The organism is Enterobacter sp. Lyrl_3, assembly GCF_051948675.1.
In the GTDB taxonomy this organism is placed as follows: Bacteria; Pseudomonadota; Gammaproteobacteria; order Enterobacterales; family Enterobacteriaceae; genus Enterobacter; species Enterobacter cloacae.
The window spans coordinates 176139-188325 of record NZ_JAYJLI010000003.1 but is presented as its reverse complement, the minus strand read 5'-3'; the positions used below and the strand labels follow the sequence as shown (position 1 = coordinate 188325).

General features: G+C 56.0%; 11 protein-coding genes. 1 reads left to right on the top strand and 10 read right to left on the bottom strand.

What is annotated here, in order from left to right; genetic code table 11:
* Positions 1-9: 9 nt before the first annotated feature.
* The 5 genes from sucA to sdhC all read right to left on the bottom strand — a co-directional run bounded on the left by sucA (position 10) and on the right by sdhC (position 6284).
* On the bottom strand, positions 10-2817 hold the full coding sequence (gene sucA / locus VF709_RS08625; RefSeq protein ID WP_040020635.1) for a 2-oxoglutarate dehydrogenase E1 component: 2808 nt from the start codon (positions 2815-2817) through the stop codon (positions 10-12).
* A gap of 223 nt (positions 2818-3040) precedes the next feature.
* Positions 3041-3757, bottom strand: a complete 717-nt coding sequence (sdhB, locus tag VF709_RS08620) for a succinate dehydrogenase iron-sulfur subunit SdhB (RefSeq protein WP_008501090.1) — start codon at positions 3755-3757, stop codon at positions 3041-3043.
* Positions 3758-3772: 15 nt separating this feature from the next.
* Entirely contained in the window at positions 3773-5539 is a 1767-nt protein-coding gene (gene sdhA / locus VF709_RS08615) for a succinate dehydrogenase flavoprotein subunit (protein WP_440231283.1), read from the bottom strand.
* Positions 5539-5886: a succinate dehydrogenase membrane anchor subunit gene (sdhD, locus tag VF709_RS08610; RefSeq protein ID WP_008501088.1), complete on the bottom strand. Its 348-nt coding sequence runs from the start codon at positions 5884-5886 to the stop codon at positions 5539-5541. Before sdhD ends, sdhA begins: the two co-directional genes overlap by 1 nt.
* Positions 5880-6284 (bottom strand): succinate dehydrogenase cytochrome b556 subunit, encoded by a 405-nt coding sequence (sdhC, locus tag VF709_RS08605; protein WP_020684965.1) that lies wholly within the window; start codon positions 6282-6284, stop codon positions 5880-5882. Before sdhC ends, sdhD begins: the two co-directional genes overlap by 7 nt.
* 639 nt (positions 6285-6923) lie before the next feature.
* Between sdhC and VF709_RS08600 the strand changes: the two genes are divergently transcribed.
* Entirely contained in the window at positions 6924-8207 is a 1284-nt protein-coding gene (locus tag VF709_RS08600; RefSeq protein ID WP_013097545.1) for a citrate synthase, read from the top strand.
* Between the two features lie 99 nt (positions 8208-8306).
* Here the strand turns inward: VF709_RS08600 and nei are convergent, their stop codons facing one another.
* Genes nei through VF709_RS08575 form a run of 5 tightly spaced genes read right to left on the bottom strand, consistent with a single transcriptional unit; the run spans position 8307 to position 12182 of the window.
* Positions 8307-9098 (bottom strand): endonuclease VIII, encoded by a 792-nt coding sequence (nei, locus tag VF709_RS08595; RefSeq protein WP_040020634.1) that lies wholly within the window; start codon positions 9096-9098, stop codon positions 8307-8309.
* 19 nt (positions 9099-9117) lie between these two features.
* A complete protein-coding gene (gene pxpA, locus VF709_RS08590; RefSeq protein ID WP_020684961.1) occupies positions 9118-9855 on the bottom strand; it encodes a 5-oxoprolinase subunit PxpA in 738 nt (245 codons plus the stop codon).
* Positions 9842-10774 (bottom strand): 5-oxoprolinase subunit PxpC, encoded by a 933-nt coding sequence (gene pxpC, locus VF709_RS08585; RefSeq protein WP_013097548.1) that lies wholly within the window; start codon positions 10772-10774, stop codon positions 9842-9844. The genes pxpA and pxpC overlap by 14 nt, the downstream gene beginning before the upstream one ends.
* Positions 10768-11424: a 5-oxoprolinase subunit PxpB gene (gene pxpB, locus VF709_RS08580; protein WP_040020633.1), complete on the bottom strand. Its 657-nt coding sequence runs from the start codon at positions 11422-11424 to the stop codon at positions 10768-10770. Before pxpB ends, pxpC begins: the two co-directional genes overlap by 7 nt.
* Positions 11425-11438: 14 nt before the next feature.
* A complete protein-coding gene (locus VF709_RS08575) occupies positions 11439-12182 on the bottom strand; it encodes a type 2 GTP cyclohydrolase I (RefSeq protein ID WP_023621132.1) in 744 nt (247 codons plus the stop codon).
* Positions 12183-12187: the final 5 nt, after the last annotated feature.

Genomic DNA, 12187 nt, shown 5'->3' with positions numbered 1-12187 from the left:
ATCCTTTAATTAATCGACGTTCAGCGCGTCATTGACCAGATCTTGTTGCTGCTTCTGGTGAACGGACATATACCCTACCGCCGGAGAGGCGGAGGCCGGGCGACCTGCATAACGCAGGGCAGACCCAAATGGAATCACTTCACGGAAATGATGCTGGCTGCAGTACCATGCGCCCTGGTTGAGCGGCTCTTCCTGGCACCAGACAAAATCATGCACGTGAGCGTACGGTTTCAGCGCTTCCTGCACCGCCTGGTGCGGGAATGGATAAAGCTGTTCGATACGCACGATGGCGACATCTTTCTGATCGTTCTTACGGCGCTGTTCCAGCAGGTCGTAATAAACCTTACCAGAACACATCACCACACGCTTCACAGCCTGCGGATCCAGTTCATCAATCTCACCGATGGCAGGCAGGAAGGTGCCATTCGCCAGCTCATCCAGGCTGGACACCGCCAGTGGGTGACGCAGCAGGGATTTTGGTGACATGACCACCAGCGGACGGCGCATACCGCGCAGCGCCTGACGACGCAGCATGTGGTAAACCTGAGCCGGGGTGGACGGTACGCAAACCTGCATATTCTGCTCAGCGCAGAGCTGCAGATAACGTTCCAGGCGCGCGGAGGAGTGCTCAGGACCCTGGCCTTCATAACCATGTGGCAGGAGCATCACCAGGCCACACATACGGCCCCATTTCTGTTCGCCAGAAGAGATGAACTGGTCGATAACCACCTGAGCACCGTTGGCGAAGTCACCGAACTGCGCTTCCCAGATGGTCAGCGTACGCGGCTCTGCGGTAGCGTAACCGTATTCGAAGGCCAGCACCGCTTCTTCAGAGAGCACGGAGTCCCAGACCTTGAACTGGCCCTGACCGTTGTGCACGTGCTGCAGCGGGGTGTAGGTTGAACCGTTAGACTGGTTGTGAACTACCGCGTGACGGTGGAAGAAGGTGCCACGGCCCGCATCTTCACCGGACAGACGAACAGGAATACCTTCGTCAACCAGCGTCGCGTAAGCCAGCGTTTCTGCACCGCCCCAGTCGAACAGCTTCTCACCTGCCGCCATAGACTGACGGTCGGCATAAATTTTTGCCACGCGAGACTGCATCTCGATGGCGTCTGGCACGGTGCTGATGCGTTTAGCCAGCTCCTGCAGGCGCTTCATCTCGACCTTGTTCGGGTAACTCTCATCCCACTCGTGGTTGAGGTACGGCGACCAGGTAAAGGAGTGCATGTTCATCGGACGCAGCTCTTTCACCACGCACTCACCCGCATCCAGCGCGTCGCGGTAGAGGTTGACCATTTCGGTCGCATCTTCCAGCGTCGCCACTTTTTCGCTTTCCAGCTTGTCAGCGTAGATTTTGCGCGGCGTCGGGTGTTTTTTGATTTTCTGGTACATCAACGGCTGGGTTGCACTTGGCTCGTCGGCTTCGTTGTGGCCGTGACGGCGGTAGCAGAACAGGTCGATGAACACATCGCGTTTGAAGGTGTTACGGAAGTCCAGCGCCAGACGGGTCACGAAGGCGACCGCTTCCGGGTCATCCGCGTTCACGTGGAAGATTGGCGCCTGTACCATCTTGCCGATGTCGGTGCAGTAAGGGGTTGAACGCGCATCCAGTGGGTTAGACGTTGTGAAGCCCACCTGGTTGTTGATGACGATACGAACGGTACCGCCCACTTCATAACCACGCGCTTTGGACATGTTCAGGGTTTCCTGAACCACGCCCTGCCCTGTGACCGCCGCATCACCGTGAATGGTGATTGGCAGCACTTTGTTGCTGCTTGGCTCGTCCAGACGATCCAGACGCGCACGCACGGAACCGATAACTACCGGGCTGACGATCTCCAGATGCGACGGGTTAAACGCCAGCGCCAGGTGAACCAGACCGCCTTCGGTTTCGATATCAGACGAGAAGCCCATGTGGTACTTCACGTCACCGGTGCCGAGATGTTCTTTATGTTTGCCCGCGAATTCGTCGAACAGGTCCTGCGGTTTTTTACCCAGCACGTTGACCAGCACGTTCAGACGACCACGGTGCGCCATGCCCAGTACCACTTCACGGGTACCGCTCTTGCCTGCATGACGAATCAGCTCTTTCAGCATTGGCACTAACGCATCGCCGCCTTCCAGCGAGAAGCGTTTTGCACCCGGGAACTTCGCGCCCAGATAGCGCTCAAGCCCTTCCGCTGCGGTCAGTTCGTTCAGGAAGCGTTTTTTCTCTTCAGAAGAGAACGTCGCGTGGCCCGCCACGGACTCAATGCGCTGCTGGATCCAGCGTTTCTCTTCGGTAGAGGTGATATGCATGTATTCCGCGCCGATGGAGCCGCAGTAGGTTTGCTTGAGGGCGTCGATCAGATCGCCCAGCTTCATCGTGTCTTTACCAATGGCAAAAGAACCTACGTTAAAGCTTTCCTGGAAATCGGCCTCGGTCAGATCGTGATACGCCGGATCGAGATCCGCCACACGGTCTTGTTTCCACAGTCCCAGCGGATCGAGATTCGCATGCTGGTGACCGCGGAAGCGATAAGCGTTAATAAGCTGCAGGACTTTAACCTGCTTCGCGTTGGTGTCAGGGTCGGAAATCGCAGAAGAGTAACGTGAGGCATCCTTCGCCAGACGACGGAAATAATCACGTGTTTTGGAATGGAATTGATCCGGTTTGACTCCCGTGCCAGGCAACTGCTGGAACATGGAACGCCAGTTTGCGTCCACTGAGTCAGGATCGGTTAAGAAGTCTTCATAGAGCTGTTCTATCCAGCTCTGGTTGGCACCAGAGAGGTAAGAAGAGTCCAGCCAGGCTTTCATTGCGCCGTTCTGCATCGTGATCCCTTAAGCATTTTTATGCTTACTTTCGCCGTAGAAACTACCACGCACACCGCGTGTACGTGCCGGGGTTCACCTGCGAGCTCTTTTACTTTGGCCCGCGAAGGAACCTTTAGAAACTGTCTAGACTTCAGGGCAGTTTTTAAAGGTTTCTGCAATCTATCCCCTCTCCCTTTGGGAGAGGGTTAGGGTGAGGGGGAACAGCGCCCCCTCTCACTACTTACGCACTGCGCTGCAGCAGCATCGACTTAATATGGCCGATGGCGCGCGTCGGGTTCAGCCCCTTCGGACACACACTGACGCAGTTCATGATGCTATGGCAGCGGAATACGCTGAAAGCGTCACTTAAACCTTCCAGACGACTATCGGTTTCGGTGTCGCGGCTATCGATCAGGAAGCGATAGGCAGCCAGCAGACCGGCCGGGCCGATGAACTTGTCCGGGTTCCACCAGAACGACGGGCACGACGTTGAACAACATGCACAGAGAATACACTCATACAAGCCGTCGAGTTTTTCACGCTGCTCAGGAGACTGTAAATGCTCACGAGCGGGTGGATTTTGCCCATTATTCAATAAGTAAGGCTTAATCTTCTCATATTGTGCATAGAATTGCCCCATGTCTACCACCAAATCACGCACGACCGGCAGGCCTGGCAGAGGACGGATAACAATTTTCTGGCCCGGGCGCTGCAACGCGGAAATTGGCGTGATGCAGGCCAGACCATTTTTGCCGTTCATGTTGACGCCGTCAGAGCCACACACCCCTTCACGGCAGGAGCGACGGAACGACAGTGTCGGATCTTTTTCTTTCAGCTGGATTAACGCATCCAGCAGCATCATGTCACGACCTTCTTCCGCTTCCAGCGTGTAATCCTGCATGCGCGGAGCGTCATCTACATCCGGGTTATAACGATAAACTGAGAATTCGAGTTTCATTGTCCTGTCTCCGCATTAGTAAGTACGAATCTTCGGCGGGAACGCCGGACGCAGTTTCGGTTCCATGTTCACCTGACGGCGCGTCATGGTTTCCGACTCTGGCAGATACAGGGAATGGCACAGCCAGTTTTCATCGTCACGATCCGGGAAGTCGAAGCGGCTATGCGCGCCACGGCTTTCGGTACGGAAGTTGGCCGACATCGCGGTTGCGAACGCGGTTTCCATCAGGTTATCCAGCTCAAGACACTCAACGCGCTGGGTGTTGAACTCGCTGGAAGTATCATCCAGACGGGCGTTTTTCAGGCGCTCGCGGATCGCTTTCAGCTGCTCAAGACCTTTCGCCATCGCGTCACCTTCACGGAATACCGAGAAGTTGTGCTGCATACATTCCTGCAGCGCTTTGCGGATTTCCACCGGATCTTCACCGTTACGGTTACCGTTCCAGCGGTTCAGACGCTCAAGCGATGCATCAATTTCGTCGTCAGTGGCGTCACGCAGCGCGCCCTGTTCGGCAATGGATTCCTGCAGGTACAGACCCACCGCACGACCAAACACCACCAGGTCCAGCAGGGAGTTCCCCCCCAGACGGTTGGCACCGTGTACGGACACACAGGCAATTTCGCCTACCGCGAACAGGCCAGGGATGACCACATCTTCGCCCTGCTCGTTCACGGTCAATGCCTGACCGGTCACTTTGGTCGGAATACCGCCCATCATGTAGTGGCAGGTAGGGATAACCGGAATTGGCTCTTTCACCGGGTCGACGTGGGCGAAGGTACGGGACAGTTCCAGAATACCCGGCAGACGGGATTCCAGTACCTCTTTACCCAGGTGGTCGAGTTTCAGCTTGGCGTGTGGACCCCATGGGCCATCACAGCCGCGACCTTCACGGATTTCGATCATGATGGAACGCGCCACCACGTCACGACCCGCCAGGTCTTTCGCATTCGGGGCATAACGTTCCATGAAACGTTCGCCGTGTTTGTTCAGCAGGTAACCGCCTTCACCACGGCAGCCTTCTGTCACCAGAACACCCGCACCGGCGATACCGGTTGGGTGGAACTGCCACATCTCCATATCCTGCACCGGCACGCCAGCGCGGATAGCCATCCCAACGCCATCACCGGTATTGATGTGGGCGTTAGTGGTGGACTGGTAAATACGCCCTGCACCGCCGGTTGCCAGCACGGTTGCGCGCGCTTTGAAGTAGACCACTTCACCGGTTTCAATGCACAGCGCAGTACAACCAACAATCGCGCCATCGGCGTTTTTCACCAGATCCAGCGCATACCACTCGGAGAAGATAGTAGTGTGGTTTTTCAGGTTCTGCTGATACAGAGTATGCAGTAGCGCGTGACCGGTACGGTCAGCCGCTGCCGCGGTACGTGCCGCCTGCTCGCCGCCGAAGTTTTTCGACTGGCCGCCAAACGGACGTTGATAGATGGTGCCATTTTCCAGACGGGAGAACGGCAGACCCATATGATCCAGCTCCAGAATCGCTTCCGGGCCAGTCTTACACATATATTCGATGGCATCCTGGTCGCCGATGTAGTCGGACCCTTTTACCGTGTCGTACATGTGCCATTCCCAGTTATCTTCATGGGAGTTACCCAGCGCAACGGTAATACCGCCCTGCGCAGATACCGTGTGGGAACGGGTCGGGAATACTTTAGAGAGCAGCGCACAGGTCTGGCCGCTCTGGGAAATTTGCAGCGCGGCGCGCATACCTGCGCCACCCGCACCAATCACAACAGCATCAAATTCTCTGACTGGCAGTTTCATTACACACCCCACACCACAACGAATCCATAAATAACGTAAACCACCAGTGCAACGACAATGGCCAGCTGCAGAGGAAGGCGAATCGCCAGCGGTTTAACGTAATCGGTCAACACCTGCCACATGCCAATCCAGGCATGAATAAGAATGGAGAACAGCGCCAGCAGGGTGAACACTTTGGTGAAGGCAGATCCGAAGAACCCACTCCAGATTTCCCACGTCAGCGTGCCGCTGGTCGCGAAGAAACCGATCATATAGATGATGTAGAGGGTGAGAACGATGGCGGTAGCACGGACCAGAATGAAGTCATGTACGCCGTTGCGTCCTAATGCGGAGGCGTTGCTTACCATACGAGAACTCCTGCGAGAAGTGAAAGCACGACTGTAATCACAAATGAAATGTTAGCGGAACGTTTCCCGGCTTCGAAAGTCTCTTCCAGGTAACCAAAGTCCATCAGCATATGGCGAACACCCACCACAACGTGGTACGCCAGTGCGGTCAGAATGCCCCACATGATGAATTTCACGAAGAAGCTGTTCATGATGGCAGAGGCCTGGAGGAATCCTTCAGGAGAAGAGAGGCTGGTGCCCAGTAACCACAGCAGAATGCCTACCGCCACAAACGTAATCACACCCGATACACGGTGCAGAATGGACGCTATTGCTGTTACGGGGAACCGGATCGTTTTGAGATCCAGATTGACAGGTCTTTGTTTTTTCACATTTCTTATCATGAATAACGCCCACATGCTGTTCTTATTGTTTCCTTCCTCCGGACTGCGATGCGGGTCAGACAGCGTTCCTTTTCTATAACTGCGCGTCATGCAAAACATTGCTTCCAAATGCTAAAACGACACGTTACAACGCTGGGTGGCTCGGGATTGCAGGGTGTTCCGGAGACCTGGCGGCAGTATAGGCCGTTCACAAAATCATTACAATTAACCTACATACAGTTTGTCGGGTTTTCTCTGGAACAGTGATCAGGGTCACGATAACAACATCTTTTTAATTTTTAATCATCTGATTTGACAAATGTTAAACAATATTGTTACAAACGTCATCAGAAAAGGCATATAATGCGCAAAAGTTATGAGGTCTCTCTTTCACCTGACAAATAGTTATGTAACAGTGTGATGGTATTGACCGAAGTTATCAGGACAGTTATTAGTGATATACAGGTTTGAAAAATTCGGACTGCAAAAACGCTGATTTGCTGTTGTTTCACTGATATTTCATTCGTTTACCTGCAAGGCGCCATAGCTCTGTACCCTGGTTTGTCCTCGTGAGCTGAGCGGTAAGCCAAATAACAATCTGGTAACGGTGATTAACAGCTGAAAGCAAATCCGGTAAAGCGCAGTCTTAAGCATAAGGCGCTAAGGAGACCGTAAATGGCTGATACAAAGGCAAAACTCACCCTCAACGGTGGTGATGCTATTGAACTGGATGTGCTAAAAGGCACGCTCGGTCAGGATGTTATTGATATCCGTACGCTGGGTTCCAAAGGAGTGTTCACCTTTGACCCTGGATTTACCTCTACCGCATCTTGCGAATCCAAAATCACCTACATTGACGGTGACGAAGGTATCCTGCTCCATCGCGGCTTCCCCATCGATCAGTTAGCCACCGAATCCAACTATCTGGAAGTGTGCTACATCCTGCTGAACGGCGAAAAGCCGACGCAGGCTCAGTATGATGAATTCAAAACCACCGTCACCCGTCACACCATGATCCATGAGCAGATTACCCGTCTGTTCCATGCGTTCCGTCGTGACTCTCACCCGATGGCGGTGATGTGCGGGATTACCGGTGCGCTGGCGGCGTTCTACCACGACTCCCTTGACGTGAATAACCCACGCCACCGCGATATCGCAGCGTTCCGCCTGCTGTCCAAAATGCCAACCATGGCAGCGATGTGTTACAAATACTCCATCGGTCAGCCGTTCGTGTATCCACGTAACGACCTCTCCTATGCCGGTAACTTCCTGCGCATGATGTTCTCCACGCCGTGCGAAGAGTACGAAGTGAACCCGGTGCTGGAACGCGCGATGGACCGTATTCTGATCCTGCACGCTGACCACGAACAGAACGCCTCTACCTCCACCGTCCGTACCGCAGGCTCTTCAGGCGCGAACCCGTTCGCCTGTATCGCTGCAGGCATCGCCTCCCTGTGGGGACCGGCGCACGGCGGCGCAAACGAAGCTGCACTGAAGATGCTGGAAGAGATCAGCACCGTTGAGCACATTCCTGAATTCGTGCGCCGCGCGAAAGACAAGAATGACTCCTTCCGTCTGATGGGCTTCGGTCACCGTGTGTACAAAAACTACGACCCACGTGCAACCGTGATGCGTGAAACCTGCCACGAAGTGCTGAAAGAGCTGGGCACCAAAGACGATCTGCTGGAAGTGGCGATGGAGCTGGAACACATCGCGCTGAACGACCCGTACTTCATCGAGAAGAAACTCTACCCGAACGTAGACTTCTACTCTGGCATTATTCTGAAAGCGATGGGCATTCCGTCATCCATGTTCACCGTAATCTTTGCCATGGCGCGTACCGTGGGCTGGATTGCGCACTGGAACGAAATGCACAGCGAAGGCATGAAAATCGCCCGTCCTCGTCAGCTGTATACCGGCTACGAGCAGCGTGATTTTAAGTCTGATCTTAAGCGCTAAAAGACGTGGGTGCGGCCTGATGCCCTCACCCCGGCCCTCTCCCACCGGGAGAGGGTGAAAACATTAAAAACGGTAACCTGAGGGTTACCGTTTTATTTTTTACCTCTGGCACCCGGGACACCAGTAAAACGGTCGTGAAGAGAGCGTTGTCTTCTCAATCACCCCACCGCACCGCTCGCACCTCTTCCCCGCCCGATGAAACACCTTAAAGCGGAACAGCGCCCCGTGATGCTTGTTGTCATCTACCACGCCGCGGGTGTTATACGATAGCCGTGGAATATCCAGCAGCGCGTGAGAGAGCGCTTCCAGCTGTTCATCGCTCAACTGCGACGCTTTATGCTGCGCCGCCAGCCCGACCTCCCAGAGAATTTCGACGCGAAGGTAATTGCCTAATCCGGCCAGGAACGCCTGATCGAGCAGTAGCCCGGAAAATTGCCGGTTGCGGAATTTAGGGGATAACAGGCGGGCTTTGACATCGTTCGCCGTCAGACGCATATCCAGCACGTCCGGCCCGACCCGCTGTAAGAACGGGTGCGTAAGCAGTTGCTCCGGCGTTAACATTTCGATATCAGACGCGCTATACAGCAAAATCGCTTTATCCGCGGTTTGCAGCCTGACGCGCAGCACTCGGGTGGTTTGCGGCTGCTCGTTGGCGTTAACCACCCGCCAGACGCCGTAAAGCTGGTTGTGGCTGTATAACGTCAGGTTATGGGAAAAATGCGTGAGTAACGCCTTTCCCCGTGTTTCGATGTGGGTCACCGTTTGTCCCACCAGCGGTGCTTCAAACGGCTTCAGTTGAGGAAAAGCAAACCAGACGTCCGTCAGGGGTTTGCCTTTTATCGCCGCCTCGAGGCTATCCGCAGCGCGGCGGATCTCCGGGCCTTCTGGCATCTCTTTATCCTTATGATTTTCAGGCGCTGACGAGGATCCCCTGCTCTGCAAACGCCGCCCGTAAGCGGCGGGCAAACTGCAGCGCGTGCTCGCCATCACCGTGTAAGCATACTGTGTCAGCCTGAACGCTGGCCGTTGTACCTTCGACCGTTGTTACTGTTCCCTCGCGCACCATCTGAAGGGTCTGCGCCAGCGCCAGAGACTCATCGGTGATCAGCGCGTTGGGCCGGGAACGGGGAACCAGGGTTCCGTCGGGCTGATAGCCTCGGTCGGCAAACACTTCCTGGCGGGTGGTTAACCCCAGACGCTGACCGGCGCGAATCAGCTCGCTCCCCGCCAGGCCAACCAGGATCAGTTGTGGGTTGCAATCGAACACCGCCCGGGCGATGGCCTCTGCCAGCGCGGGGTCGTTCGCCGCCTGATTATAGAGCATGCCGTGCGGCTTCACGTGGCGCAGCGCGCCCTGCTGCGAACGCACAATCGCCTCGAGCGCGCCAATCTGGTAAAGCGTCTGGGCGTAGACCGTCTCGGGCGGGAGATCCATCGCCGTGCGGCCAAAATTCTCCCGGTCAGGGAAGCTCGGATGCGCCCCTATCGCAACACCATTTTTGATGGCATTGCGCACGCTCGCCAGCATCGTTTGGGCATCACCCGCGTGAAAACCGCAGGCGATATTCACCGAGGTGACCAGGGTCATCAGTTCAGCGTCGGCGCTGCCGCCCTCGCCCAGATCGGCGTTTAAATCAATCTTTACCATCAAGCCTCCACGCCAGTTGTTCCAGATAACGCTGCTGGTCCTGCCGCGCCTTCAGCGCCTCCTCCAGGGAGCATTGCACGAAGTGAATCGGCTGTCCGAGAGGGATTTGCGCCAGATGGTAGCGATCGGCCTCAATAATGCAGGCGATGCGCGGGTAACCGCCCGTGGTCTGTGCATCGTTCATCAACACAATCGGTTGACCGTTACCCGGTACCTGAATGACGCCGGGCAACAGACCGTGTGAAAGCAGCTCGCGGTCCGTCGTACGGGTCAGCGGCTGCCCCTGAAGACGATACCCCATGCGGTTACTCTGCGGGCTAATCTTCCAAGGCGAGCGCCAGAAAGACTCCTGAGACACCTCATCAAATTCCTGATACTCCGGCCCCGGCAGGGCGCGGATCTGGTTTCCCCACAGGAGCTGTTTTACACCCTGCGCGGTTGAAAAGTGCCGCGTTGACGGTTTTATCGCCAGACGATCGCCATCGCGCAACAAACGTCCTTCGTGGCCGCCAATTCCGGCTTTCTGATCGGTACTGGATGAGCCCAGCACCTCCGGCACGTCAATCCCACCGGCAACGGCAAGATAACTGCGAACCCCATGCTGAGGACGCTTAAGCGTTAAACGCTGTCCGGCTTTTGCCCGCAGCCGCCAGCCGGTCCAGACCGCTTTGCCATCAAGCGTGGCATCGCACCCGGCGCCGGTTAACGCAAACCAGGTCTCCTGACTAAATTCAATGACACACTGCCCCAGCGTAATTTCGAGCGCAGCCGTATTGCCGGGATTGCCCACCAGCACGTTGGCAATCTCCAGTGCTGGTCTGTCCAGCGCGCCACAATAGCTCACGCCAGACTGGCGCATGCCAAAGCGACCCGCATCCTGAACAGAGGTGTAAAGCCCGGCGCGAATAAGCGTTAACATACCCCCTCCTTCTGCGGGATAAAGCGAAGGGTGTCGCCAGGACGCAGGAGGACCGGCGAATCCAGGTCCGGCTCAAATAACGGCATCGACGTGTGTCCGATGAGCTGCCAGCCCCCCGGCGACGTCAGCGGATAAATGCCCGTCTGTTCGCCGCCAATCGCAACGGTACCCGCCGGCACGCTCAGACGCGGCTCAGCGCGACGTGGCGTATGCAGTGCCGAAGGGAGTCCGCCCAGATACGGGAAGCCCGGCTGGAATCCCAAAAACCAGACCACATAATCAACAGAGGCGTGCAGCTCAACGACCTGTTTTTCGGTTAGCCCACTGTGTTCAGCCACCACGCCAAGATCGGGTCCCCCTGTGCCCCCATACACCACCGGGATCTCAATCGTGCGGGATTCCGGCTCCAGCGCTTCGCTCTCCTCCCACCAGCGCTGTAAACGTTCAATGGCATCCAGTGCCAGCGTATGCGGATTACGCAGCACCACGGTGATGTTATTCATCCCCGGGATCGCTTCAACCACCTCCGGCACATCCACCAGACGCTGCGTTAACCGCCAGATACGCTTTTGGGTAGCAAGGGTGACGGGCGGCTCCAGCTCCAGCACCACCGCCGTTTCCCCCAGAAGATAACAACGCGCTCGCTGCACTCAGGTACCTCTCATCAGGCCGGGTTAGGGATATCAATAAAGGTGACATCCAGATCGGTATTTTCGGTCAGCCATTCGCTCAGGGCGCGAATGCCGCCGCGCTCGGTGGCGTGGTGACCTGCCGCGTAAAAATGCAGCCCCTGTTCACGGGCTGAATGGATGGTCTGCTCTGAGACTTCCCCGGTAATAAAGGCATCAACACCAAAACGCGCGGCGCTGTCGATAAAGCCCTGACCGCCACCGGTGCACCAGGCGACACGCTTCACCGTATCCGGGCCGGTATCGCCGCTCCACAGCGGACGGCGGCCCAGACGAGCTTCAATCCAGGAGGCCAGCTCAAGACCCGGTACCGGCATCGACAGCTCGCCCCACGGTACCAGCGGCTCAATTTCACCCATCACGGTGATCCCTAACAGCTGCGCGAGCTGGACGTTGTTGCCAAGCTCGGGATGAGCGTCCAGCGGCAGGTGATAGCCATAGAGGTTGATATCATTTGCCAGCAACGTTTTCAGACGGTTGCGCTTCATGCCGCGAACGATCGGTGATTCGTTCTTCCAGAAATAGCCGTGATGGACGATGACCGCATCGGCCTCCTGACGCACGGCTTCATCCAGCAACGCCTGACTGGCGGTCACACCGGTGATAATTTTTTGCACCGTGTCGCGCCCTTCAACCTGTAACCCGTTCGGGCCGTAGTCGCTGAAGGCACTGCTGTTCAGTTTTTCGTTGATCAGACTTTCCAGTTCGGTATTTTTCATCATGA